Raw genomic sequence first — 24,090 nt, 5'->3', positions numbered from 1 at the left:
ATTGTAATCGTGATATTTATTAAGAGTCTCTTAAGGTTTTGTTGTGTAACTATCTCAAATACAGATGTGTAGGTTTTAATATTGAATTGTTAACAAAATTGAAAAAAATGTGAAAATTCGATATGTTTTTAACATGCTTGCATTGTGTAATTCTTACCATGAATTATGGTTTTTGAAACGGGATTTATAAATAAAAAAAAGCCACTCATGACATGAGTGGCTTTTTAGATATTAATAAGAAATGTTTAGTTAACGTCCCAAAATAGTTTACTGATTATTAAATCACCATTTGATAAGTTAGCTGCCGCAGCATCTCTATTTGCTCCGTTTAGAGTTTGTAATACTTGTGGGTATCTTAGTCTAAAAGGTAAGTCAGATACTGAAGGGTCAACAGGACCAGCTTCAAATACATAGCTTTCAACTCTGTTTTCTGGAGCAAGTCCATCAATCTGTTCTTGAGCTAATGCAACAGTTTCGTCTACTTGAACTAGAATATCAGGAAAACCTGTTCTTCTATATTCAGTGTAAGCTTGATGTCCTTGCATATATAAAGCAATATATTTTTGATTTAATACGTTGGCTTGATTAGCCGCTGGTAAGTTACCTACAAAAGTAGCGATGTCTGCCGCAGGAACTCCCCATTTTTCCATACTTGCTGTAACTCCATTCTCATAGTTTGCTTGTGCGAAACCATTTCTTTCAGAAATTAAGAACTGTACCTCTGCATATTCCATTAGTATCTCGCGATAATCTGGTTTAATTACATTACTACTTGGATATGAATATGTAGTTCTATCTAGAAAGTTAGTATTTCTGAATGCATATGGTACTCCTAAATAGTCATCATAGTCCATAGTTACTGCAGCAGTACCAGATTTTACATCTTCAATGTCAACAGAAATTGGCACTGCCATTTGAAATAATCTTGGATCTTGATCAAAGTTTCCTCTTTCACCTTTAAGTAGTTCAACAAAAGGAGCGGCTACCGCAAAGTCAGTTCTTGTAAGAAATGCTCCCCATAATGGAGATGCATTTGCATCTGCAGTGTCATAAGCTTGTGAAGCATTATCATCATTTGATGTCATTACTCCGCTAGCAATTGCTGCGTCAAAAGCTGTTTGGTATGCACCAGCGTCAACACCTTTGATAGTCGTAGCAACTCTTAAGATAAGTGAGTTCGCAAACTTTTTCCATTTTGTCGCATCTCCATTGAAAATGTTATCACCGTTAGTGAATACAAGTTCATCTTCATTAATCATATCTGCAGATTCTCTAAGCTCTTTAAGGATATCTGTGTAGATATCTTGTTGAGCAGCAAACACCGGTGTAAAGTTACCAGCATCTAATTGTGCAGCTTGGAAAGTTTCATTATCAGATCCATAAGAGTAATAAGGTACATCTCCAAAGAAATTTGTCAACTCATAAAACATATAAGATAACATGATGCGTGAAGCAGCAATTTGATTGTCATTATTTCCTGATGCTGCTGCATCTCCTCTTGTTTCTTCATTTGTATTTAGATCCAATATTGCTTTGAAATCTGTCATCGTCAAGTACGTGTTGTTGTAAATTGACTCAGCAGTAGTTTCTCGATAAAGAAATCTATCTTCATCGGCATAAGCAGTTTGTCCCCAATATTGCATCCATGGCAACGTAAGACGACCTTCATTAAATCCACTTCTTGAAAAATCAGTAAATTGTTTCGTTGCGCTTGAAAATATATTAGCGGTTGGAACAACCTCTGGTTGGTTCGGATTGATATTCAGTTCAACTAAGTCATCGGTGCATGAGGTGAATGCGCCAGCGATGACTAGCATCATAATTATAAAAAATTTAGTTTTCATTTTCTTAAAATTTTAATTGTACGTTAAACCCGTAGCTCTTTGTTGATGGAAGCGATCCTCCTTCAGAGCCTTGAATATTTCCACTTCCTGAAGTAGCTACTTCTGGATCAAAGTTGTCATTATCTAGACCCCAAACACCTAAGTTTCTACCAAAAGCTGAAAGCATAACATCAGATACTCCAAGGTTTTTAATCCATTCTGAAGGTAATCTATAGCTTAGAGACACTTCTCTTAATTTAATATAATCTGCATCAAATACGTTAGCTGCGTCTGGTCCAAAAAAGTAATCAGTACCTTCTTGTTGAGCAGAAATTACTTGTGTATTTGCTGCTGTGTCAGTAACTGTGTAATCTCCATTTGCGTCATACGTAACCGTTCCTGTTACTCCTTCCAATACAGTACCTACTTCACGTTTATTATCTGTAGCAGTCTGTTCAAGAATACCAGAATAGTTACCCCAGATGTTTGTTAATGATCTGTACTTTCCACCTTCTTGAATATCTACTAAAAATCCTAAACTTAAATTTTTATAGCGGAAAGTATTTCTGATACCTAAATTAAAATCAGGTAAAATAGTTCCTAAATTCTCTTGGTCCTGAGTCTCTGCAAAACTTCCATTTGAGTTTACTACTTTATTCCCTTGATCATCAAAAACAAAGTTTGTTCCTCTAATAATTCCATAAGGTTCACCAACAACGGCGTTTAATGTAACCGAGTTGAATGGAAAACTTGCTATCTGTAAAGATTCTACGCCATCTATTAGCTCAAGTAGCTCATTGTTGTTCTTTGAGAAGTTAAAAGTTGTATCCCAAGAAAAATTTTCTGTTTGGATAACTGTCGCATTAACTAAAGCCTCAATACCACGGTTTCTCAATGTTCCGCCATTTGTAAATGTGGAAGAGAAACCAGTAGAAGGATCAACCTGAACAGGTGTGATTAGGTTAGAAGTTTCTTCATTATAATAAGTAAGGTCAAAACTAATACGATTTTGTAAAAATGCCATCTCTAAACCAAACTCATAAGTATTTTTGAATTCTGGTTCAAGATTTGGATTTTGACTTGTATTAGAAGTGCTAAAAGGTACATCACCTAAAAATGGAATTGATGCACTAAATATAGTTGCTAGAGAATAAGGGTCAGTATCACTTGCTACTTCGGCATATCCACCACGTATTTTACCAAATGAAAGCCACTCTGCCTCTATAAGATTAGAAAACACAAGACTACCATTTACACTTGGGTAAAAGAATGAAGCATTATCTGCTGGTAGAGTAGAGGACCAGTCATTTCTTCCTGTAAACGTTAAATATGCAAAGTTGTCATATCCTACTGACACAGATCCAAAAACACTATTGACGCGCTTTCTTGAGTCAAATTCAGTTGCTTGTGCTGGATCTGCTGAATTACTAATTGTGTAAAGTCCTGGAACTACGAGTCCTCCTGAAGTTGCTGCTGAAAGTCTGTGGAATTCGGCATCTCTTCTGTTTGTACCTAAAAATGTATTAAGGCTCACTTTATTATCAAAGAATTTTTTATCGTAGTGAACACGCGCTTCGTAGTTTATTTCTTCAAAGTCACGATCAGATTCTGCATAACCTGCAACTCCCTGAGATCCTACAGCAACTCTTTCATTGATTCTAAAATCATAAGTATCTGCATATACTTTACCTACAACATAAAAGTCATCTGTAAAATTATACGTAGCTCCTAAGTTACCGTACCAACGAGTTCTTTTGTCCTTTGCAGTATTTTCATACAAGGTCCAGTACGGGTTGTCTGAGTATCTTGGATTTCCGTTTGTAGCAGAAATTCTATTCCAAGGTCTTTGTGATCCATCAGCTAGTTTGTAATCTCTTAGACGACTATAATCAAGAGAAGTCTGTCCAAATTGATATAATTGTTGTACTACACCAGCACCGGTATAACCAGAAGCAGGTCTGTTAAATCCTTCAGTAACAGTAAGGTTTACAATTGCTTCCACTTTTAACTTATCAGATATCTGGCTAGTAGCGTTAAAGTTAATTGAATTCTTTCTTAAGTTTGAATTCGGTACAATACCATCAGTTCTAGTGTTGTTAGCACTCAAACGCATTGTTGATTTATCTGTTCCTTGTGAGAATGATACTCCATTGTTGTAAGAAACGCCAGTGTCCCAAAATGAATCAATGTTGTTTTTAGGAGCTGACCAAGCACGAGTTTGAAGAAAATCATCTGCAAATTCAGGATCAAAAGCATCCCAGTGTAGTACTTGTTGTCCTTCAAATCTAGGTCCCCATGATTCATCAGTACCATAATCAACTACATCATATGTAGTTCCGTTTATAGTCGCTTGATTGAACCCAGCTTGACCAATGGTACTAGCATCTCCAGCACCACCTCCGTAGAGTTTTTGAATTTTAGGGAGGATGTTTACAGTTTCAAATGTAATACCCGAGTTAACTGTAACTTCAGCTCTTCCTTTTTTTCCAGATTTAGTAGTAATGAGTATTACACCATTACTTGCTCTAGATCCGTAAAGTGCAGCTGCAGGTCCACCTTTAAGAACGTTCATAGTTGCGATGTCATCCGGATTAATATCAAAACCAGCATCACCGTAATCTCTTCCACCTCCACCAGATTGAGTAGATGAAGAGTTGTAGTTACTGTTGTCTAATGGAATTCCATCTACAACAATAAGAGGTCTGTTTTCACCTGTAATAGATGATGCACCACGAATTACAATGCGTGTAGAACCCCCTAAGTTACCTGTGGCATTAGAGATTTGAACTCCGGCTACTTTACCAGAGATCGAGTTAAGCGCATTTGGATTCCTAGTCTCGGCAATTTCTTCACCAGAAACTTCTTGAGTTGAGTAACCTAGAGATTTCTTTTCTCTAGAAATACCTAATGCAGTAATCACAACTTCGTCAAGAGCATCTCCAGCAGCTAAGGTTACATTAATAGTAGAAGAAGTACCTACCAATATAGTTTGGTCAGTAAAACCTACATAAGTAAAGACAAGAGATTGTCCTTGCTCTGCTTCTATTGAGTAATTACCGTCAAAATCTGTTTGTGTACCTGTGTTTGTTCCTTTCAAAAGAACATTTGCTCCTGGAAGTGGTACGCCGGTGTCGTCTTTCACCGTTCCAGTCACTGTTAATTGTGCAAACGAAACTTGCACTACAAACGCTAGTAATAGCGTTAAAATTCCACTAAACTTTGTTTTCATTTTTATAAATTATTTGAATTAGCCGTTCCAAATAAAGTCATAAAGAAACCTAATTAGTACGCTTTTAACGAAATTGGGAATGCGTTAACAAAAATGCCATAATAATGAATTTTGTTTAACATATGTAGATGTTAAATAGTTGTTAATGAGTGATTGAACTTCTTAAAATTTAACAATTTACCCCTTAGTTATAAGTTTTGTTTAACAAATGCTTTTGAGTCTATATAAATTTAGGGAGTTGATTATGTGTTTTATTTAGAATATTACGGTTTTAAAATTCGAATGATTTAATGATTTCAAAATGATTGTAATTATTAGAATTTTATGTTTTTTTTCTGTTCTTATAATTTACTTATCGGTGTTTCGCTTTCGCGAAAGCGTATTTGGTTTAAATGAAAAAAGGGCTGTCTAATTACTTAGACAGCCCTTTAGGAAAATTATATTAATTTAATCTAGCTTACTGCTTTTCTATTATGAAAGCAAAAGATCCAAAACTTCCAGCATCAACAGTATGACGAAGACCAGGAAATTGAATTTGGTTGATACATGTAAGAGTGATACCCGTACCGTCAACTCTACCTTGACCAAATCCACAGCCAAAGTTATCACAGTGCCAAGCGTCTTGACGTGCTATTCTTGAAACTCCTGAACTTGGATCTATCTCTATAATTACATTATAACTTTGAGCACCACCATCGTTTGGATTTGGGTGATCAAATGGGTTAACCATAGTGTATTCGTTTGCACCAGGGCCAGCGATAAGTTCAAATGTATTATCGCCAACAGTAGTTCCAAAATCATCCTGTATAATGGTATAAGTACCAGGAATATTATCAGTTTCTACTGTAGGACACTGGATAGTCAGAGATATATTAAGACGATCCTCACTTTCAGTAAGTATTTCTGACGCCTCTACAGATACTAAATCTAATGCGATTATGTCAGATGTACTTGGTAAATCAGAAGTACCGATGGTAGTAATTGTAATGTCTGTTGTAAATGAACCAGCAGTAATTACAGGATTAAGTGTGCTTATCTCATAAAAAGATGAAGGAAGGGTAGTGTCGTCTTCATTAAGACTAAGCACTACAGCTCTATCTACATCTGATACTGTTGAAACTCCAACTGTGATAGTGTTCTCAAAATTTTGAGAAGGGTCAAAAACTATTTTAGGATTAGAAATAGCTCCGTTAAAGCCAGCTATTGCTCTACCGTTTTCTGTGTCCACTTGAGGGATTTCTGCGTCCTCACATGAAGTAAGAGTCATAAATCCTACTAGTAAACTAGCTGCGATATATTTTAATTTATTCATTATAAATATGTTTTAAGATTAGTAACCCTCGTTTTGAGTGTAATTTGGATTTACATTGATCTCAGCTTGAGGAATTGGTAATTGGAACCTAAAGTTTCCAGCTTCAATTGTTTGAGTAGTATTAGGGGTCCCAGATCCATCTGATAAATCACCAAAAGTACCTCTTTCGATAGCTTCACCACGTCTCTTTAGATCATAAAAACGATGACCTTCAAAAGCAAGTTCTATACGACGATTTAGTTGAATAGCATCTTCAAGATCTTGCCCAGTCTCTGTTCCGATTGAGAAAGGAGAGAATCTCTGTGCTCTTAGCAAATCTAAAGTTATTAGAGCATCACCTTCTAAACCTAACTCAAATTGAGCTTCTGCTTTGTTTAAAATAGCTTCTGCTACTCTTAAGGCTTTGATATCTACACGACCATTCACTTGGTCAGTTTCTCCAATAAACTTGTTGATGCCATTATAAGTGTTACCTTCATTTGAAGCTGAGAAAGCTACAATGTTTCTACGTACATCTGTAATGTCTAATTCATTAAAAAGTCCAAAGTCAACAGCAAATTCTGAAACGGTAGCTCCATTAATTGTTTGGCTGTAAATAACGCCAACATTGTTAAAGCCACTTTCAGAAGCTGTATTAACAGCAAATTCAACAAGAAGTCCATTGTCATTAGAATCTGTGTATACGCCTGGTATTTGAGTTCTCGTTGCTAAAGGAGCCGTTATTTCGTCTACAATATCAATTACAGCATCATAGTCTCCAGTGTATAAGTATACTCTGCTTAACATTCCTCTTACAGAGTTCTTATTGAAAACTCCTTCAATTTTGTCCTCTCCGGCAAGAGTTGTATCATCTATAAGGGCAAGAGCATCAGTAAGGTCAGCAATTATGTTCTCATAATTACTAGCTACGGTTTCTCTAGATAATTGACTTAACGCGTCAATAGGTTCTTTTATGTATGTAATACCAAGTGATGCGTTTGCATCAGCGCTTTGTGTAGGTATTTTTCCATAAGTACGTACTAGGTCTAAGTGAGCGAAAGCTCTACCTGCAAGGGCTTGTCCAAGAATATTATCTCTTTCTGCTTCACCATCAATATTATCAATCTGAGATATCATCAAGTTTGCTCTACGAATAGTAGTATAAGCTCCATTGAATACATTGGTGATGTAACCACCATTATTTGCTCCGTAAGTGAAGTCAGAAAAAACTTGATTTGACCCTCTTCCAGTTCTAGCTATAATCGCGTTATCCGAAAGAATGTCAGGAAGTCCTTGAACACCAGAACCATTTGAGTAGTACCCAAAGAATGAACTGTACATTCCATTAAGAGCAATCTCAAAATTATTTACACTATTGTAAAAAGTATCCGCATCTCCTTGAATGAAAGGTGCGATCTCTAATTCATCATCACAAGACGTAAGTCCTAGTGTCATGATGAAAATCGTAAGTATCGTTTTTATTGTTTTCATATTTTATTTTATTTTAAAATCCGATGTCAACACCAAATGTAAGTGACTTAGTTTGAGGGTAGCTAAATAGAGAAAACTGTCCAGCAACGAATCCAGCGTTACCAGGTGCGCTATTTTCAGCAGAACCAATTCCAATTTCTGGATCTCCTTCATAGTCAGTAAATGTTAGTAAGTTTTGTCCAGTTCCGTAAATTCTAACTGAGGAAAGACCTGTTCTATCTAGTAGTTGACTAGGGATGTCGTAAGAAAGAGTTAATGTTCTTAGTCTAACATAATCACCTTTTTCTAAAAATCTAGTAGAGGTTTGATCTGCTGTTGCTTCGTACAATGGGTTTGGAAGAACATTTTGATCTCCCGGTTGTTGCCAGTAATTAAAAGCTTCAACTCTTTGGTTAGCATCAATATTGCCAATACTTACACCCGCAGATCTTTGGAAGTTCTGAATGTAGTTTCCAGCTTTAAAAACGAAATCACCACGAAGTCCAAATCCTTTGTAACGTACATTTCCGTAAAATCCACCTTCTATATTTGCAAGTGGTGACTTGCCTTCTAATGTCTTAGCGAAATCAGCACTGTATTGGTTTGTTACATCTCCGTCTGCAGTAAGATAAAGAGGCTCTCCATTTGCAGGATTTACGCCAGCATATTCTACTAGGAAAAATGTGTTGATTTCCTCACCTACACGTAGAATGGTATTTCCGTTGTTAATATCGTCACCGTCTACTAATTCTTTAACTTCGTTATCAAGGAAAGCAACATTACCTCCTAAGGATACTCTCCAGTCTTCAGTTTTGATAGCATCAAAATTTAAAGCAACTTCTAGTCCAGAGTTTTCAATTTTACCAATGTTCGATAAAATTCCGTTGTTTCCATCTCCTACAAGTCCTGAAATAGGTCTGTTTAAAAGAAGGTCTTCAGAAGTTTTTACGTAGTAATCTACAACACCAGTAATACGGTCATTGAATAATCCAAATTCAACACCTATGTCGGCAAGAAATTGTTGTTCCCATTTGATATCAGGATTTGCTATACCACCTGGTACTGCAGAGCTATTTCCATTATAAGTTCCAAATCCAATTAGGTTCACAAATTGATTGTTTCCAATGTTTTGGTTACCAGAACTACCGTAAGAAGCTCTAAGTTTTAAATCGCTAAATACGCTTCCTTCCATAAAGTCTTCTTTGGAAATATTCCAAGCAGCACTTCCACTATAGAAAACAGCATTTTGATTTTCAGGGCCAAAGCGAGATGATCCGTCATTTCTTACTGATGCAGAAACAAGATACTTACCATCGTAATCATAATCAACGAAAAGTCCTTGTGAGAATAAGCTATTACGTACTTCTGTAGATCCTCCTGTACTAAAATCAGCAGCTACATCTAAGAATGCAATATCCGGTGTCGGAAATCCTCTACCAGAAACATTTGTACGAGTAAAAATTCTTTCATTGTACTCTAAAAGTACATCTGCACTAATGTTGTGCTTTTCGCCGAATGTATCTTTGTAACCAAAAACGTTACTCACATTATATTGGAAATCTACATTCATTGATTCTCTTTGAGTTCCTGGAAAGTCAGAATCTCCAACTATAGGATCAAGTGTTCCGCCAGCAATAGATCTAGCTACAGTTCTGCCTCTGTTGGTAGTTGTACCAACAGCAAATCTGTTTGAAAATTTATCAGAAAATTTAATATCAGCAAAGATATTACCAACAAGTAAGAAGTTAGTTTCTGAAGATGGCTCAGTAATAAGTGCTTGAGCAACAGGGAATCCTGAAGTTGTAGGGTTGAATTGTGGTTCACCATCAGCATTAGTTACTACCTCATTATTTCCATCTCTTAAGAATAGAGTTTCATAAGGGTTTGCATCGTATAAAAATCTGAATGGGTTTTGAACGTTATTACGGTCTCTTGGTAGATCTGTTGTACTTCTAGATGCAGAAATGTTTGTCCCTACTGTTAGCCAATCTCTAGCCTCGTAAGTTGTGTTAAGGCGAGCAGAAATTCTCTCAAAACCATCTATACGATCTATAATACCCGTGTTTTTGTCATATCCAAGTGATAAAAAGTAGTTGATTTTCTCATCTGCTCCAGATATAGCGAGAGAGTTAGATTGTATATAACCTTTTCTTAAAAGTGCATCCTCCCAATTAGTATCATTTTCAATAAATGTAGCTAATTGTTCTGGTGTTGCTGTAGCACCAGGGAGTCCCTGAGCTTGAGGAACACCTAATGCAGCATATTGTCTTTCAAGTTCTAATTTTTGAGATGCATTCATTAAATCAAATGGATCTGCAATTCTCTCACTAGTTCCTATAGAAGATCTAAATACAAATTTAGCGTCCTTACTTCTACCTCTCTTTGTAGTAATTAAGATAACTCCGTTTGCTCCTCTTGAACCATACTTAGATACTGTAGCAGCATCCTTAAGAATAGTTAAAGTCTCAATATCGTTAGGGTTAATGTTGTTAACGAACTCAGCCTCAATAGGGGCACCATCAATTACATATAATGGAGTTGTTGCGGCGTTAATAGATCCTACACCACGTATCTGTACAAATGCAGTTTGACCTGGTCGTCCATTTGCAGCAGTTACTTGTACACCGGCAGCTTTACCTTGAAGAATGTTGTCTACACTCGTAGATGGTACAAAATCTTCAATAGAACCAGCACTTACAGTTGTAGTAGCTGCTGTAGATAAATCTCTAGAGCGACTTCCGTAACCAGTAATTACAACCTCTGCTAGAGAGTTGTCGGCTTCAAGTGTAGCGTTGATTGAGTTTTGATTACCAACTTGAATATCTAAAGTTTTGAATCCAACATAGCTAAAAGAAAGAACATCACTTGATGCTGCTTCAATAGAAAAGTTTCCATCAAAATCTGTTTGAGTACCTGTAGAGGTACCTTTGATTACCACTGTCGCTCCTGGAAGTGGTCCATTAGCCTCAGTTACCGTACCCGTAATGATACGACCCTGTGCAAACAGGGCGGAGGCACTTAAAATAGTACAAAGAACAAGTACTTTTTGTAAAAGTGTTTTCATAAAAAAAATTTGTTTATTTCTAGCAAAATTCTGTAATAACATTATTTGAATCACAACCTTTTTTGTTAAAATAATTAAGAAAAATTAACTTTAACTTATCGTTAACTCTTTTTTGTGATAACCCCTTGTAAAATTTAACTGTTTACGTTTTGATTAGAATTTTCTATTGTATAAATGGAAGTCGTTTTTTATTCTTTTATTAGAAGTTTACTTCTAAAATTATATGAAGTTTAGTGTCTGAAAATCTAAAGTCCTGATTATCAAATAGACCATTTGCAATGTTTAATTTTAGTATTCCTGCTTTGGTCTGAATGCCAGTGCCTAAGCCAAAACTATAGAGTTTTCGCTTTGTCTTCTCAATGCGATTTTCGAGGTAGCCAAGGTCTAAAATTGAGTTGATGTAGATGCCATCGTTCAGTTTGTATCTATACTCTGTATTTAGGGTGTTATAAAAGTTTGCTAAAAGGCTATTCTCTTCAAATCCTCTAAGAGTTAAAATTCCGCCAAAACGATAAAGTTCGTTTGTTAAGAAATTGTTAGAGATTAAATATTGTGTGGTATTTTTTGCAAATATGGAGTGGTTATCATTTAAGGTAAATTCATTTTCTAGTATAGCAGTAAGAGATATTTGTTTGTCTAAGCTTTCTGTAATTTCTCTATTTCCAAAAGCAGCTCTAAAGTGTAAACGTCTTTTTGTTGGAAAAAATAAATCAGTAGATAGATTTTGGTGTGTAAATGATGTTGTTAGTCTTTTAGAGGTGAAGTCTTCAAGATTTACAAGTTGAGTAATGGTGTTGTCGTTAAGATTTTCTGATTGTTCAGATTCGTATCCTAGTGTAAGGTGGTTTTTTTGATTTAGTTGATAAACTAAATCTAGGGACTGTTGTGTTGTGGAAAATGTGCTGTCTTTTCTAAAGAGGTTGAGAGATGCTTCAATTCCTAGTGGACTTTTGAGAAGGTAAGGTAGTTTGGTCTTTAAATGGAGCTGCGATTGATCGCCTCCATCTGCTTTGTAATTTAAAATGAATGTTTCTCCATAATTAAAGTTGTTTGTAAGGAGTAGGTCGAGATACCCATTTAAGCTAAAAGAGTTGTCTTCCTCATTTGCAAAACCTAGAAAGCCATCAAATTTATTGACATTTTTACGTTCTAAATAAAGGTAAACTATTGTGCTGTCCGGATTAAAAAGTACTTGCGGAGTTTTAGTTTGATTTACAAAAGGAAGAGACGAGAGTTCCTTGCTCTGTTTATTCAGTTTCTCACGGTTAAATATTTCGCCTTCCTTTAATTTGACGCTATGTTTGAGAAAGCTTTTCGGGACATTAGTGTATCCTTCAATTTCGATCCTATCAATTGTTCTTCTGTTTTCAAAAGAATAGTTGAGTGTTCCTTCAAGATTGTGTTGTGTTGTTTTGGTGATGTTGGCTATTTGAAATGTAGCAAAAGGATTTCCGTTGTTTGATGCTATGGAGCTTAATTTTTTTAAGTACGCTTTCGCGAAAGCGGTCTCTATAGTTATGCTGTCATTTTTAATTCTATATCCTGTCTGTGTTATATAACTCTCGAGGTCTTTGTTTTTTTTGATTTTTAAAGTTATGTATGGGTAGGGTTTGTCTAGAAGGAATGTGGCAATATATAAGGTGTCATTTTTTGTAGTTAACTTATAAGTGCTGTCTAGGTGCCCTAAATTTTGTAATTGCGTGTTTAGGTTTTGGAGTTCATTTAGTGCAGACTGTTTATCTTTAAATGTAGTCTTGTAATTTGTGTTATCCAGAATAGCAGATTCTGATGGAAAATTACTTTGTATTTCTAATTGTATTCTTGCATCATTTTTTTGCGCAGACATATGTTGTCTGACAAAGAAAATAATTAAAAATAGATAGAGTAGTTTCAAGTGATATTTTTAGTGTCGTTTTTAAACGAATTTAGGATTACGAAAGTATGTTAGTTTTTTGGTATTCAGAACTTTTTCTAAATTTTAATGAAAGTGGGTTTGATGGTTAGTAAATTATTCTTACTTTTGCAAACCCTAAATTTGGGTAGATTAAGAAAATTAACAATTAGGTAGAAAGAAATTATGCCAACAATTTCACAATTAGTACGTAAAGGAAGAACCAAGATTACCAAGAAGAGTAAATCTGCTGCCCTTGAATCGTGCCCACAACGACGTGGCGTATGTACTCGTGTTTACACGACTACACCTAAAAAACCAAACTCGGCTATGCGTAAAGTTGCGCGTGTTCGTTTAACAAATGGTAAAGAGGTGAATGCATACATCGGTGGTGAAGGACACAATTTACAAGAGCACTCGATAGTATTGGTAAGAGGTGGAAGGGTAAAAGATTTGCCAGGAGTTAGATATCACATTGTACGTGGAGCCTTAGACACCGCTGGTGTTGCAGGAAGAACGCAATCGAGATCTAAGTACGGTGCAAAACGCCCTAAGAAGTAAATCAACAACACTTTAAGAAGAAGTAATGAGAAAAAAACAGGCCAAGAAGAGACCAATTCTTCCAGATCCGAAATTTAACGATCAGTTAGTGACTCGTTTCGTTAACATGATGATGTGGAGTGGTAAGAAGTCTACTGCATTCAAAGTTTTTTATGATGCAATTGATATCGTAGAAGAAAAAAACACAAATGAAGAGAAAACTGCTCTTGAATTGTGGAAAGATGCTTTATCTAATGTGATGCCACACGTAGAAGTACGTAGTCGTCGTGTAGGAGGGGCAACATATCAGATCCCAAACCAAATCCGCCCAGATCGTAAGATCTCTACGGCTATGAAGTGGTTAATTAGTTTTTCTCGTAAGAGAAATGAGAAATCAATGGCTGCAAAACTTGCGGCAGAGATTCTTGCTGCTGCAAAGGAGGAAGGTGCTGCTGTAAAGAAGCGTGTTGATACACACAAGATGGCAGAAGCAAACAAAGCATTCTCACACTTTAGATTCTAAGAAATGGCTAGAGACTTAAAATTTACTAGAAATATAGGTATTGCAGCTCACATTGATGCTGGAAAAACTACGACTACAGAGCGTATCCTTTATTATACAGGTGTAAGTCACAAGATTGGTGAAGTGCATGATGGTGCTGCAACAATGGACTGGATGGAGCAAGAGCAGGAACGTGGTATTACAATTACCTCTGCTGCTACTACTTGTACTTGGAAGTTTCCAATGGAGAACGCGCAAACGCTTCCTGATACTAAGGATTATCACTTTAATATTATTGATACTCCTGGTCACGTTGATTTTACTGTAGAGGTGAATCGTTCTTTACGTGTACTTGATGGTTTAGTATTCTTGTTTAGTGCTGTTGATGGTGTTGAGCCACAATCAGAAACTAACTGGAGACTTGCAGATAATTACAAAGTGCCACGTATTGGTTTTGTAAATAAAATGGACCGCCAAGGTTCAAACTTCTTAGAGGTTTGTACTCAGGTTAAGGAAATGTTAGGTTCAAATGCTGTGCCTATCGTTCTTAACATAGGTGACGAAGAAGATTTTAAAGGAATTGTCGATCTTGTTAAGAACCGTGCTATTGTATGGCATGAAGAAGGAATGGGAGCAACTTTTGATGTTGTTGATATTCCAGAAAATTTAAAAGAAGAAGCAAGAATGCTTCGTGGTAAACTTATTGAAGAAGTTGCTGCGTATGATGAAAACTTGCTAGAAAAATATATGGAAGATGAGGATTCAATTACAGAAGATGAAGTGCACGCTGCGCTTCGTGCTGCTGTAATGGATATGTCTATCATTCCTATGATCTGTGGATCTGCATTTAAGAATAAAGGAGTTCAATTCCTTCTTGATGCTGTTTGTCGTTACTTGCCTTCTCCTATGGATAAGGAAGGTATCGTAGGTGTAAATCCAGATACAGAAAAAGAAGAATTACGTAAGCCAGATGTAAAGGAGCCTTTTGCTGCACTTGCATTTAAAATTGCAACAGATCCTTTTGTAGGGCGTCTTGCATTTTTTAGAGCGTACTCAGGTCGTTTAGATGCTGGATCTTATGTATTAAACAATCGTTCTGGTAAAAAAGAGCGTATCTCACGTATCTATCAAATGCACGCTAACAAGCAAAATGCAATTGATTATATAGAAGCTGGAGATATTGGAGCAGCTGTAGGTTTTAAGTCTATTAAGACTGGAGATACACTTTCTGATGAGAAGCACCCTATTGTTTTAGAATCTATGGACTTCCCAGATCCGGTAATCGGTATCGCGGTTGAGCCTAAGACTAAGGCAGATGTAGATAAATTAGGAATGGGCTTAGCAAAACTTGCTGAAGAGGATCCTACGTTTACAGTGCGTTCAGACGAGGCTTCAGGTCAAACTATTATATCAGGAATGGGTGAGCTTCACTTAGATGTAATTGTAGACCGTTTAAGAAGAGAATTTAAAGTAGAGGTTAACCAAGGTCAACCACAAGTTGAGTATAAGGAGGCAATTACAAGAGCTGCAGAACACAGAGAAACTTACAAAAAGCAATCTGGTGGACGTGGTAAATTTGCTGACATCGTATTTACAATTGAGCCTGCAGACGAAGGTGTTGTAGGATTACAATTTGAATCAGTAATTAAGGGTGGTAACGTTCCTAAGGAATTTATTCCATCTATTGAGAAAGGATTCAAAATGGCAATGGTAAACGGACCTCTTGCTGGTTACGAAGTTGATGCAATCAAAGTAACATTGAGAGATGGATCTTACCACGATGTGGATTCTGATCAACTTTCTTTTGAACTTGCTGCTAAACTTGGATTTAAAAACTCTGCAAAAGCTGCCAAAGCTGTTATAATGGAGCCTATCATGAAACTTGAGGTGATTACGCCAGAAGAGAACATGGGTGATATTGTAGGGGATTTGAACCGTCGTCGTGGTCAAATGTCAAGTATGGGTGACCGTGCTGGTGCAAAGACTATTAAGGCAACAGTGCCACTTTCTGAGATGTTTGGTTATGTAACTACGCTACGTACACTATCATCTGGACGTGCAACTTCTACTATGGAATTCTCTCACTACGAGGAAACTCCTGCAAACATTGCAGCAGAAGTTATTGCAGCATCTAAAGGTACAAACGATTAATTACTAAGGAAATGAGTCAAAAAATTAGAATTAAACTAAAATCTTACGATCACAACTTAGTAGATAAAAGTGCTGAGAAGATTGTTAAGACTGTGAAGACAACAGGAGCTGTAGTAACAGGACCTATTCCTCTTCCAACACATAAGAAAATCTTTACTGTATTACGTTCTCCACACGTAAACAAGAAATCTCGTGAGCAGTTTGAGCTTAGCTCTTACAAGCGTTTACTAGATATCTATTCTTCTTCTTCAAAGACTATTGATGCTTTGATGAAATTAGAGTTACCATCTGGAGTAGAGGTAGAGATTAAGGTGTGATAGGTATTTACGCTTTCGCGAAAGCGTATTAATTACCACACTAATTTGTCCTGAGCTGCGTGCGAGGGAAAAACGGAAACACACATTCAAGGTCGAACGTGTTCGGCCTTGTTTTTTTTAGAATAGATTTTTTTAATAACAAATATTTATAATTATGTCTGGGTTAATCGGAAAGAAAGTAGGTATGACTAGCATCTTTGACGAGAATGGAAAAAACATTCCATGTACCGTTATCGAAGCAGGTCCCTGCGTTATCACCCAAGTCAGAACCACAGAAGCTGACGGGTATGAAGCCCTTCAACTTGGTTTCGATGACGCTAAGAAGGCAAACAAAGCTGCTGCTGGCCACGCCAAAAAAGCAGGAACTGTTGCTAAGCGTAAAGTTGTCGAGTTCCAAGGATTTGAAGGAGAGTTTAAATTAGGAGATGCAATCACTGTAGATCATTTTGCTGAAGGAGAATTTGTCGATGTATCGGGAACTTCAAAAGGTAAAGGTTTTCAAGGAGTTGTAAAGCGTCACGGTTTCCGTGGTGTTGGACAAGCTACTCACGGTCAACATAACCGTCTTAGAGCGCCAGGTTCAATTGGGGCAGCATCTTACCCTGCACGTGTATTCAAAGGAATGCGTATGGCAGGTCGTATGGGTGGTGACAAAATCAAAGTTCAAAATCTTAAAGTATTGAAAGTAGTTGCTGAAAAGAATCTACTTGTAGTGAAAGGATGTGTTCCTGGTCACAAAAATGCTTATGTAATCATTCAGAAGTAATGAAGATAGCAGTTGTAGATATCAAAGGAAAAGAAACAGGGAGAAAGGCAGACCTTTCTGATGCTGTTTTTGGAATTGAACCAAACAAGCATGCTGTGTATTTAGATGTTAAGCAATTTCTTGCAAACCAACGTCAAGGAACGCACAAGTCTAAAGAAAGAGCAGAGATTGCGGGTTCTACTCGTAAGATCAAGAAGCAAAAAGGAACTGGTACAGCCCGTGCGGGTAGTATCAAGTCTGGTGTTTTTAGAGGAGGAGGACGTATGTTCGGACCAAGACCTAGAAATTACTCTTTCAAATTAAACAAAGGATTGAAGAGACTTGCACGTCGTTCGGCACTTACAATTAAGGCTAACGATAACGCAATCACTGTAATAGAAGATTTTAATCTAGACGCTCCAAAAACGAAAGATTTTGTGAATGTTTTGAAAGCCTTAGGGTTAGAGAATAAAAAGTCACTTATAGTGTTGGGAGAGTCAAATAATAACGTATATTTGTCGTCGCGCAATTTAAAGACCGCTAAAGTCGTAAAAAGCTCAGAATTAAGCACTTACGGAATAATGAATGCAAACAACGTTGTGTTCTTAGAAGGGTCTTTAGAAGGTGTTGAAGCAAATTTAGCAAAATAAGACACGATGAGTATTTTAATAAAGCCTGTTATTACAGAAAAAGCAACAAAAGATAGCGAGGAAATGAATCGTTTTACTTTTGAAGTGAGTATGAGAACAAATAAGGTTGAAATTAAGAAAGCGGTAGAAGCTGCTTATGGTGTTTCAGTTGAAAAAGTTCGCACAATGAATGTCCGCCCGGATCGCAAGTCTCGTCATACGAAGTCTGGTGTTCTTACTGGTAAAACAAATGCTATTAAAAAGGCAATTGTACAGTTGGCGGAAGGTGATACAATAGATTTTTATAACAACATTTAAGACAACAAAATGTCAGTAAGAAAATTAAAACCTATCACTCCAGGGCAGCGATTTAGAGTTGTAAATGGTTTCGACCAGATTACAACTGATAAGCCGGAAAAAAGCCTATTGGCTCCGAAAAAACGCTCAGGAGGTAGAAATAATACGGGTAAGATGACCATACGCCAAGTTGGTGGAGGTCATAAAAAACGTTACCGTATTATCGATTTTAAACGTAACAAAGAAGGAGTTCCTGCAACTGTTGCGTCAATCCAATATGATCCAAATAGAACGGCGTTTATCGCTCTTCTTGATTATCAAGATGGTGAGAAGCGTTATATTATCGCTCAGAATGGTTTGCAAGTTGGTCAGAACTTAGTTTCTGGTGCAAGTGTAGCTCCTGAGATTGGTAATGCTATGCCGCTTTCGGCGATTCCTTTGGGAACTATAATATCTTGTATTGAGTTACGTCCAGGTCAAGGTGCTGTTATGGCGCGTTCGGCTGGTTCATTTGCTCAGTTAATGGCTCGTGATGGTAAGTTTGCTACGGTAAAACTTCCTTCTGGAGAGACAAGATTAATCTTATCAACGTGTATGGCAACAATAGGTGCTGTATCTAATAGTGATCACCAGTTACTTGTATCTGGTAAAGCTGGTAGAAGTCGTTGGTTAGGTCGTCGTCCACGTGTACGTCCAGTAGTTATGAACCCTGTCGATCACCCAATGGGAGGTGGAGAAGGTAAATCTTCTGGAGGTCATCCTAGAAACCGTAATGGTGTGCCTGCTAAGGGTTACAGAACGCGTTCTAAGACGAAGTCGAGTAATAAGTATATTGTAGAACGTAGAAAGAAATAATAAGATATGGCACGTTCATTAAAAAAAGGACCTTACGTTCACTATAAGTTAGAAAAGAAAGTTACTGCAAACGTAGAAGGCGATAAAAAGACTGTCATTAAGACTTGGTCTAGAGCTTCTATGATTACTCCGGATTTTGTGGGGCAAACTATTGCGGTACATAATGGTCGCCAGTTCGTACCAGTATATGTTACTGAGAACATGGTAGGGCATAAGCTAGGAGAATTTTCACCTACGCGCTCTTACAGAGGGCACGGAGCTGATAAGAAAAATAAAGGTAAAAGATAACAGGAGATGGGAGTTCGTAAAAAAGAAGCGGCTAATCGTCGCAAAGAGGCTAATAAGTCTATCGCTTTCGCGAAATTGAATAACTGCCCTACCTCTCCACGTAAAATGCGTCTTGTAGCAGATATGGTACGAGGTACGCAAGTGGAGAGAGCACTTCAGTTGTTGAAATTTAGTAATAAAGAAGCATCACGTAAAGTTGAGAAACTTGTTCTTTCTGCAGTTGCAAACTGGGAAGCTAAGAATGAAGATGCTAGTATCGAAGATGCTAATCTTTTTATTAAAGAGATCAAAGTTGATTCTGGAACAATGTTGAAAAGACTACGTCCAGCACCACAGGGTCGCGCGCACAGAATTAGAAAACGTTCTAATCACGTAACAGTGATTCTTGGAGCAAAAGATAACACACAAAGCAATTAATTAGATGGGACAGAAGACAAATCCAATCGGAAATCGCCTTGGAATAATCAGAGGATGGGAATCTAACTGGTACGGAGGTAATGACTACGGTGATAAACTTGCCGAAGACGATAAGATTAGACGTTATATTCACGCTCGTTTAAGCAAAGCTAGTGTGTCTAGAGTTATAATTGAGCGTACGCTTAAACTTGTAACCGTTACTATTACTACAGCAAGACCTGGTATTATTATCGGGAAAGGTGGCCAGGAAGTAGACAAGTTGAAAGAAGAGCTTAAGAAACTCACAGGTAAAGAAGTGCAAATTAATATCCACGAGATTAAACGTCCAGAGCTTGATGCATTTCTGGTAGGTCAAAGTGTTGCTCGTCAGATTGAAGGAAGAATTTCTTTCCGTCGTGCAATTAAGATGGCTATCGCAGCAGCGATGCGTATGAATGCTGAGGGTATTAAAATCCAGATTTCTGGACGTTTGAATGGTGCTGAAATGGCGCGTTCAGAGTCTTATAAAGATGGGCGTATTCCTTTATCTACTTTTAGAGCCGACATAGATTATGCTTTGGTTGAAGCTCACACTACTTATGGTAGATTGGGTATCAAAGTATGGATCATGAAAGGTGAAGTATATGGCAAGAGAGAGCTTTCTCCTTTAGTAGGACTGCAAAATAGCAAGTCTGGAAAAGGTGGTGGAGGTCGTAAGGACAACCGTGGACCACGTCGTAGAAAGTAATTTTTAAAAAGACAGTAAAAAATGTTACAGCCTAGAAAAACAAAATTCCGCAAGCAGCAGAAGGGTCGTATGAAAGGACTAGCTAATAGAGGGCATTTGCTTTCTAATGGTCAGTTTGGTATAAAATCACTCGATTCATCTTTTGTAACTGCGAGACAAATAGAAGCAGCTCGTATAGCAGCAACACGTTACATGAAAAGAGAGGGAACTCTTTGGATTAAGATCTTCCCAGATAAGCCTATTACTAAGAAGCCTTTAGAGGTACGTATGGGTAAAGGTAAAGGTGCTGTAGAATATTGGGCAGCAGTTGTAAAACCAGGACGCATTATGTTCGAATTAGGAGGGGTTCCAGAACCAGTAGCAAAAGAGGCGTTACGTCTTGCAGCTCAAAAACTTCCAGTAAGAACTAAGTATGTCGTAGCTAGAGATTTTTCAGCTGAATAAATTATAGTACTATGAAACAATCAGAGGTAAAAGGATTATCTGTAGCAGAATTGCAAGAAGAGCTTGGAAAAGCAAAAAGATCTTACATGGATCTTAAGATGGCGCACGCTATCTCTCCACTTGACAATCCTATTCAACTGCGTTCTATGAGACGTACAGTCGCTAGAATTGCAACTGAATTAACTAAAAGAGAACAATAACGCTGCTTAAGATGGAAAAAAGAAATTTAAGAAAAGAGCGTGTCGGTGTAGTAACTAGTAACAAGATGCAAAAGTCTATCGTTGTTGCTGAAGTGAAAAAAGTAAAGCACCCTATGTATGGTAAATTCGTTTTAAAGACGAAGAAGTATGTAGCACACGACGAAACAAACGACTGCAACGAAGGAGATACAGTTAGGATCATGGAAACACGTCCTATGAGTAAATCAAAGACTTGGAGACTAGTAGAAATCATTGAAAGAGCGAAGTAATGTTACAGCAAGAATCAAGATTAAAAGTAGCAGATAATACTGGGGCAAAAGAAGTTTTGACTATCCGTGTATTAGGAGGTACTAAAAGAAGATATGCTTCTGTAGGAGATAAGATTGTAGTGTCTGTAAAAGATGCTACACCTAACGGTCAAATTAAAAAAGGTGCCGTATCTACAGCAGTAGTTGTACGTACTAAGAAAGAAGTACGTCGTCCAGATGGATCATATATCCGTTTTGATGATAATGCTTGTGTTCTTTTAAATGCTCAAGGTGAGATGCGCGGTACTCGTGTATTTGGACCAGTAGCAAGAGAGCTTCGTGACAAACAGTTTATGAAGATTGTATCATTAGCACCAGAGGTGCTTTAATACAGACAATAAGATGACAAAGCTTAAAATAAAAACGGGAGATACAGTTAAGGTTATTGCTGGAGATCATAAAGGATCTGAAGGTAAAGTCGTAAAAGTATTTATCGAGAAGAACAAAGCAATCGTTGAGGGTGTTAACATGGTGAAGAAGCACGAAAAGCCTAGCGCCGCAAATCCTCAAGGTGGAATTAAAGAAAAAGAAGCGCCACTTCAAATTTCTAACTTATCTTTGATGGATAAGGATGGTAAGACTACGAGAGTAGGTTACCGTATGGAAGGAGATAAGAAGGTACGCTTTGCAAAGTCTAACAACGAAATATTATAGTGATGGGATACGTACCAAGACTAAAACAAGAGTTTAAAGACCGCGTAACGCCAGCCCTTCAAGAAGAGTTTGGTTACAAAAATATTATGCAGGTACCTCGTCTTAATAAGATTGTAGTATCTCGTGGTGTTGGAGCTGCGGTTGCAGATAAGAAGCTTGTAGAAAATGCTGTTGAGGAGCTTACGCTTATCACAGGACAGAGAGCTATCTCGACAATGTCTAAGAAGGATGTTGCGACATTTAAATTACGTAAAGGAATGCCTATTGGTGCCAAAGTTACTTTACGTGGAGAACGCATGTATGAGTTTTTAGATAGACTTGTTACATCTGCACTACCACGTGTGCGTGACTTTAACGGAATCAATGCTACTGGTTTTGATGGTCGTGGTAACTACAGTATGGGAGTTACTGAACAGATTATCTTTCCTGAAATCAATATTGATAGAATCAAGAAAATAGATGGTATGAACATCACTTTTCAAACTTCTGCTCAAACTGATAAGGAAGCAAAATCATTACTTGCAGAACTAGGTTTACCTTTTAAAAAGAATTAAGATATGGCTAAAGAATCAATGAAAGCCCGTGAGGTAAAGCGTGCTAAAACAGTTGCAAAATATGCTGAGAAACGTAAGGCTTTAAAAGAAGCTGGAGATTACGAAGGATTGCAAAAGTTACCTAAGAACGCTTCACCTATACGTCAGCACAATCGTTGCAAACTTACAGGTCGTCCTAAGGGTTATATGCGTCAGTTCGGATTATCACGTGTGATGTTTCGTCAAATGGCAAACCAAGGATTAATACCAGGAGTTAAGAAAGCGAGCTGGTAATACAAAGAGTATAAATTGGTAGAAGGTTCTTTTTATGCTTTCGCGAAAGCGAGACTAGAGAAAACCACTACCGTAACTATAATTAAATGAATACAGATACTATTGCAGATTTCCTGACACGTGTGCGTAACGCATCGGCAGCAAATCACAGAGTGGTCGAGATTCCAGCATCAAACCTTAAGAAGGCGATGACTAAAATCTTATTTGACCAAGGGTACATTCTTAGCTACAAGTTTGAAGAAGGTAAGGCGCAGGATACTATCAAGATTGCCTTGAAGTATGATCGCATTACTAAAGAAGCTGTTATTAAGGATATACAAAGAATAAGTAAGCCTGGTTTGCGTAAATATTCTTCATCAACAGAGATACCTCGTATATTGAATGGACTGGGAATTGCTATTGTTTCAACTTCTAAAGGAGTTATGACAGGTAAGCAAGCGGCTCAACACAATGTTGGAGGAGAGGTACTTTGTTACGTTTACTAATCAGATAAAAAGACAACAAGATGTCAAGAATAGGTAGAAGCCCAATTACAGTTCCAGATGGTGTTACGGTAAACGTAGCAGACGGTGTTGTAACGGTAAAAGGAAAATTAGGCGAGCTTACGCAAGAGTACTCTGGTATAGATATTAAAATCGAAGACGGAACTATTACTCTTGAGCGTGACTCAGATAAGAAGGATGTTCGTGCAAAGCACGGACTATACAGGTCTTTGATTGCAAACATGATTGAAGGTGTATCTAACGGTTTTGAAAAGAAATTAGAACTTGTAGGTGTAGGTTATAGAGCAAGTAACCAAGGTAATAAGCTTGATCTTGCAGTAGGATTTTCTCACAATATAGTTTTGGATATAGCTCCAGAAGTAAAAGTGGAAACAGTTTCTGATAAAGGAAAAAATCCTATTATAAAATTAACTTCACATGATAAACAACTTGTAGGACAGGTAGCTGCAAAAATACGCGGTTTCCGCAGACCAGAACCTTACAAAGGTAAAGGTATCAAGTTTGTAGGAGAGATAATTAGAAGAAAAGCAGGTAAATCTGCATAATACATAGAGAAATGGCATTATCAAAAAGTGAAAAAAGAAATAGAATTCATCTTAGAATTCGTAAGACTATTTCTGGATCTGCGGAGAGACCAAGACTCTGTGTATTTAGAAGTAATAAAGAGATTTATGCTCAGTTAGTAGATGACCTTACGGGGAAAACTATTATGGCAGCATCGTCACGTGATAAAGATATCGCAGCTGCAAAATCAAGTAAGACTGAAACTGCAAAGCTTGTAGGTAAGGCAATCGCTGAAAAAGCTACAAAATCTGGAGTAGAGGCTGTAGTATTTGACAGAGGTGGTTACTTATATCACGGAAGAATTAAACAACTAGCAGAGGGCGCAAGAGAAGGCGGTCTTAAATTCTAAGAAGT

At 37.3% G+C, this 24,090-nt stretch carries 27 protein-coding genes; 21 read left to right on the top strand and 6 right to left on the bottom strand.

The features are described 5' to 3' along the window. Positions 1-245: 245 nt before the first annotated feature. From SJY37_RS01530 to SJY37_RS01505, 6 genes are all read right to left on the bottom strand, one after another. A complete protein-coding gene (locus SJY37_RS01530) occupies positions 246-1,844 on the bottom strand; it encodes a SusD/RagB family nutrient-binding outer membrane lipoprotein (RefSeq protein WP_298328911.1) in 1,599 nt (532 codons plus the stop codon). A gap of 4 nt (positions 1,845-1,848) precedes the next feature. Continuing rightward, positions 1,849-5,052: a SusC/RagA family TonB-linked outer membrane protein gene (locus tag SJY37_RS01525; protein WP_298328908.1), complete on the bottom strand. Its 3,204-nt coding sequence runs from the start codon at positions 5,050-5,052 to the stop codon at positions 1,849-1,851. Positions 5,053-5,509: 457 nt separating this feature from the next. Next, positions 5,510-6,364, bottom strand: coding sequence for a hypothetical protein (locus SJY37_RS01520; protein WP_298328905.1), 855 nt, complete (start codon positions 6,362-6,364; stop codon positions 5,510-5,512). A gap of 18 nt (positions 6,365-6,382) precedes the next feature. Next, complete coding sequence (locus SJY37_RS01515) at positions 6,383-7,834, bottom strand: RagB/SusD family nutrient uptake outer membrane protein (RefSeq protein ID WP_298328902.1); 1,452 nt, start codon at positions 7,832-7,834, stop codon at positions 6,383-6,385. A 13-nt stretch (positions 7,835-7,847) separates the two neighbouring features. Further along, on the bottom strand, positions 7,848-10,877 hold the full coding sequence (locus SJY37_RS01510) for a SusC/RagA family TonB-linked outer membrane protein (protein ID WP_298328899.1): 3,030 nt from the start codon (positions 10,875-10,877) through the stop codon (positions 7,848-7,850). Positions 10,878-11,076: 199 nt separating this feature from the next. After that, the gene (locus SJY37_RS01505; RefSeq protein WP_298328897.1) at positions 11,077-12,723 is read right to left on the bottom strand and encodes a POTRA domain-containing protein; all 1,647 of its coding nucleotides are present in this window, start codon (positions 12,721-12,723) and stop codon (positions 11,077-11,079) included. A gap of 231 nt (positions 12,724-12,954) precedes the next feature. On the opposite strand from SJY37_RS01505, the gene rpsL reads away from it, so the two are divergent. The 21 genes from rpsL (at position 12,955) to rplR (ending at position 24,085) form a co-directional block, all read left to right on the top strand. Further along, complete coding sequence (gene rpsL / locus SJY37_RS01500; RefSeq protein ID WP_013751318.1) at positions 12,955-13,329, top strand: 30S ribosomal protein S12; 375 nt, start codon at positions 12,955-12,957, stop codon at positions 13,327-13,329. Between the two features lie 25 nt (positions 13,330-13,354). Beyond that, a complete protein-coding gene (gene rpsG / locus SJY37_RS01495) occupies positions 13,355-13,831 on the top strand; it encodes a 30S ribosomal protein S7 (protein WP_013751319.1) in 477 nt (158 codons plus the stop codon). 3 nt (positions 13,832-13,834) lie between these two features. Then, positions 13,835-15,961 (top strand): elongation factor G, encoded by a 2,127-nt coding sequence (fusA, locus tag SJY37_RS01490; protein WP_298328891.1) that lies wholly within the window; start codon positions 13,835-13,837, stop codon positions 15,959-15,961. A gap of 11 nt (positions 15,962-15,972) precedes the next feature. Then, on the top strand, positions 15,973-16,278 hold the full coding sequence (gene rpsJ, locus SJY37_RS01485; RefSeq protein WP_013073266.1) for a 30S ribosomal protein S10: 306 nt from the start codon (positions 15,973-15,975) through the stop codon (positions 16,276-16,278). 154 nt (positions 16,279-16,432) lie between these two features. Next, positions 16,433-17,044 carry a 50S ribosomal protein L3 gene (gene rplC, locus SJY37_RS01480; RefSeq protein WP_108876872.1) on the top strand — a complete coding sequence of 204 codons (612 nt, stop codon included), beginning with the start codon at positions 16,433-16,435 and terminating at the stop codon, positions 17,042-17,044. After that, positions 17,044-17,673: a 50S ribosomal protein L4 gene (rplD, locus tag SJY37_RS01475; protein WP_013751323.1), complete on the top strand. Its 630-nt coding sequence runs from the start codon at positions 17,044-17,046 to the stop codon at positions 17,671-17,673. The genes rplC and rplD overlap by 1 nt, the downstream gene beginning before the upstream one ends. A gap of 6 nt (positions 17,674-17,679) precedes the next feature. After that, positions 17,680-17,970 carry a 50S ribosomal protein L23 gene (gene rplW, locus SJY37_RS01470; RefSeq protein ID WP_013751324.1) on the top strand — a complete coding sequence of 97 codons (291 nt, stop codon included), beginning with the start codon at positions 17,680-17,682 and terminating at the stop codon, positions 17,968-17,970. Between the two features lie 9 nt (positions 17,971-17,979). Beyond that, complete coding sequence (gene rplB, locus SJY37_RS01465; RefSeq protein ID WP_013751325.1) at positions 17,980-18,804, top strand: 50S ribosomal protein L2; 825 nt, start codon at positions 17,980-17,982, stop codon at positions 18,802-18,804. Between the two features lie 6 nt (positions 18,805-18,810). Continuing rightward, the gene (gene rpsS, locus SJY37_RS01460) at positions 18,811-19,092 is read left to right on the top strand and encodes a 30S ribosomal protein S19 (protein ID WP_108876871.1); all 282 of its coding nucleotides are present in this window, start codon (positions 18,811-18,813) and stop codon (positions 19,090-19,092) included. Positions 19,093-19,098: 6 nt separating this feature from the next. Then, a complete protein-coding gene (rplV, locus tag SJY37_RS01455) occupies positions 19,099-19,509 on the top strand; it encodes a 50S ribosomal protein L22 (RefSeq protein WP_013751327.1) in 411 nt (136 codons plus the stop codon). Between the two features lie 4 nt (positions 19,510-19,513). Beyond that, positions 19,514-20,236, top strand: coding sequence for a 30S ribosomal protein S3 (gene rpsC, locus SJY37_RS01450; protein WP_013751328.1), 723 nt, complete (start codon positions 19,514-19,516; stop codon positions 20,234-20,236). Positions 20,237-20,257: 21 nt separating this feature from the next. Beyond that, the gene (gene rplP / locus SJY37_RS01445; RefSeq protein WP_013751329.1) at positions 20,258-20,680 is read left to right on the top strand and encodes a 50S ribosomal protein L16; all 423 of its coding nucleotides are present in this window, start codon (positions 20,258-20,260) and stop codon (positions 20,678-20,680) included. An 11-nt stretch (positions 20,681-20,691) separates the two neighbouring features. Beyond that, positions 20,692-20,880: a 50S ribosomal protein L29 gene (gene rpmC / locus SJY37_RS01440; protein WP_013751330.1), complete on the top strand. Its 189-nt coding sequence runs from the start codon at positions 20,692-20,694 to the stop codon at positions 20,878-20,880. Positions 20,881-20,891: 11 nt separating this feature from the next. Then, on the top strand, positions 20,892-21,149 hold the full coding sequence (gene rpsQ / locus SJY37_RS01435; RefSeq protein WP_013751331.1) for a 30S ribosomal protein S17: 258 nt from the start codon (positions 20,892-20,894) through the stop codon (positions 21,147-21,149). Then, positions 21,149-21,517: a 50S ribosomal protein L14 gene (gene rplN / locus SJY37_RS01430; protein ID WP_013751332.1), complete on the top strand. Its 369-nt coding sequence runs from the start codon at positions 21,149-21,151 to the stop codon at positions 21,515-21,517. Before rpsQ ends, rplN begins: the two co-directional genes overlap by 1 nt. 13 nt (positions 21,518-21,530) lie before the next feature. Further along, complete coding sequence (gene rplX / locus SJY37_RS01425) at positions 21,531-21,842, top strand: 50S ribosomal protein L24 (protein ID WP_013751333.1); 312 nt, start codon at positions 21,531-21,533, stop codon at positions 21,840-21,842. 2 nt (positions 21,843-21,844) lie between these two features. Beyond that, positions 21,845-22,396: a 50S ribosomal protein L5 gene (gene rplE, locus SJY37_RS01420; RefSeq protein WP_013751334.1), complete on the top strand. Its 552-nt coding sequence runs from the start codon at positions 21,845-21,847 to the stop codon at positions 22,394-22,396. 3 nt (positions 22,397-22,399) lie between these two features. Beyond that, the gene (rpsN, locus tag SJY37_RS01415) at positions 22,400-22,669 is read left to right on the top strand and encodes a 30S ribosomal protein S14 (protein ID WP_013751335.1); all 270 of its coding nucleotides are present in this window, start codon (positions 22,400-22,402) and stop codon (positions 22,667-22,669) included. Between the two features lie 86 nt (positions 22,670-22,755). Further along, the gene (rpsH, locus tag SJY37_RS01410) at positions 22,756-23,154 is read left to right on the top strand and encodes a 30S ribosomal protein S8 (protein WP_013751336.1); all 399 of its coding nucleotides are present in this window, start codon (positions 22,756-22,758) and stop codon (positions 23,152-23,154) included. Positions 23,155-23,174: 20 nt separating this feature from the next. Further along, positions 23,175-23,717 carry a 50S ribosomal protein L6 gene (gene rplF, locus SJY37_RS01405; protein WP_298328852.1) on the top strand — a complete coding sequence of 181 codons (543 nt, stop codon included), beginning with the start codon at positions 23,175-23,177 and terminating at the stop codon, positions 23,715-23,717. A gap of 11 nt (positions 23,718-23,728) precedes the next feature. Further along, a complete protein-coding gene (gene rplR, locus SJY37_RS01400; protein WP_013751338.1) occupies positions 23,729-24,085 on the top strand; it encodes a 50S ribosomal protein L18 in 357 nt (118 codons plus the stop codon). Positions 24,086-24,090: the final 5 nt, after the last annotated feature.

Origin of the sequence: Dokdonia sp. R78006 (assembly GCF_042466145.1) — a bacterium.
Classification (GTDB): Bacteria; Bacteroidota; Bacteroidia; order Flavobacteriales; family Flavobacteriaceae; genus Dokdonia.
The sequence above is the reverse complement of the archived record's forward strand: the minus strand, read 5'-3'. Positions and strand labels throughout refer to the sequence as shown.

Bases quoted from the DNA above. Each gene is read 5' to 3' on its own strand.
- rplR (WP_013751338.1), top strand. From the start codon at position 23,729: ATGGCATTATCAAAAAGTGAAAAAAGAAATAGAATTCATCTTAGAATT.
- rpmC (WP_013751330.1), top strand. From the start codon at position 20,692: ATGAAACAATCAGAGGTAAAAGGATTATCTGTAGCAGAATTGCAAGAA.
- rplB (WP_013751325.1), top strand. From the start codon at position 17,980: ATGTCAGTAAGAAAATTAAAACCTATCACTCCAGGGCAGCGATTTAGA.
- rplP (WP_013751329.1), top strand. From the start codon at position 20,258: ATGTTACAGCCTAGAAAAACAAAATTCCGCAAGCAGCAGAAGGGTCGT.
- SJY37_RS01505 (WP_298328897.1), bottom strand. From the start codon at position 12,723: ATGTCTGCGCAAAAAAATGATGCAAGAATACAATTAGAAATACAAAGT.
- rpsQ (WP_013751331.1), top strand. From the start codon at position 20,892: ATGGAAAAAAGAAATTTAAGAAAAGAGCGTGTCGGTGTAGTAACTAGT.
- SJY37_RS01510 (WP_298328899.1), bottom strand. From the start codon at position 10,877: ATGAAAACACTTTTACAAAAAGTACTTGTTCTTTGTACTATTTTAAGT.
- rpsL (WP_013751318.1), top strand. From the start codon at position 12,955: ATGCCAACAATTTCACAATTAGTACGTAAAGGAAGAACCAAGATTACC.
- fusA (WP_298328891.1), top strand. From the start codon at position 13,835: ATGGCTAGAGACTTAAAATTTACTAGAAATATAGGTATTGCAGCTCAC.
- SJY37_RS01525 (WP_298328908.1), bottom strand. From the start codon at position 5,052: ATGAAAACAAAGTTTAGTGGAATTTTAACGCTATTACTAGCGTTTGTA.
- SJY37_RS01530 (WP_298328911.1), bottom strand. From the start codon at position 1,844: ATGAAAACTAAATTTTTTATAATTATGATGCTAGTCATCGCTGGCGCA.
- SJY37_RS01515 (WP_298328902.1), bottom strand. From the start codon at position 7,834: ATGAAAACAATAAAAACGATACTTACGATTTTCATCATGACACTAGGA.
- rplD (WP_013751323.1), top strand. From the start codon at position 17,044: ATGAAGATAGCAGTTGTAGATATCAAAGGAAAAGAAACAGGGAGAAAG.
- rpsH (WP_013751336.1), top strand. From the start codon at position 22,756: ATGAATACAGATACTATTGCAGATTTCCTGACACGTGTGCGTAACGCA.
- rplW (WP_013751324.1), top strand. From the start codon at position 17,680: ATGAGTATTTTAATAAAGCCTGTTATTACAGAAAAAGCAACAAAAGAT.
- rpsG (WP_013751319.1), top strand. From the start codon at position 13,355: ATGAGAAAAAAACAGGCCAAGAAGAGACCAATTCTTCCAGATCCGAAA.
- rplX (WP_013751333.1), top strand. From the start codon at position 21,531: ATGACAAAGCTTAAAATAAAAACGGGAGATACAGTTAAGGTTATTGCT.
- rplF (WP_298328852.1), top strand. From the start codon at position 23,175: ATGTCAAGAATAGGTAGAAGCCCAATTACAGTTCCAGATGGTGTTACG.
- rplE (WP_013751334.1), top strand. From the start codon at position 21,845: ATGGGATACGTACCAAGACTAAAACAAGAGTTTAAAGACCGCGTAACG.
- rplV (WP_013751327.1), top strand. From the start codon at position 19,099: ATGGGAGTTCGTAAAAAAGAAGCGGCTAATCGTCGCAAAGAGGCTAAT.
- rpsS (WP_108876871.1), top strand. From the start codon at position 18,811: ATGGCACGTTCATTAAAAAAAGGACCTTACGTTCACTATAAGTTAGAA.
- rplC (WP_108876872.1), top strand. From the start codon at position 16,433: ATGTCTGGGTTAATCGGAAAGAAAGTAGGTATGACTAGCATCTTTGAC.
- rpsJ (WP_013073266.1), top strand. From the start codon at position 15,973: ATGAGTCAAAAAATTAGAATTAAACTAAAATCTTACGATCACAACTTA.
- rpsC (WP_013751328.1), top strand. From the start codon at position 19,514: ATGGGACAGAAGACAAATCCAATCGGAAATCGCCTTGGAATAATCAGA.
- SJY37_RS01520 (WP_298328905.1), bottom strand. From the start codon at position 6,364: ATGAATAAATTAAAATATATCGCAGCTAGTTTACTAGTAGGATTTATG.
- rpsN (WP_013751335.1), top strand. From the start codon at position 22,400: ATGGCTAAAGAATCAATGAAAGCCCGTGAGGTAAAGCGTGCTAAAACA.
- rplN (WP_013751332.1), top strand. From the start codon at position 21,149: ATGTTACAGCAAGAATCAAGATTAAAAGTAGCAGATAATACTGGGGCA.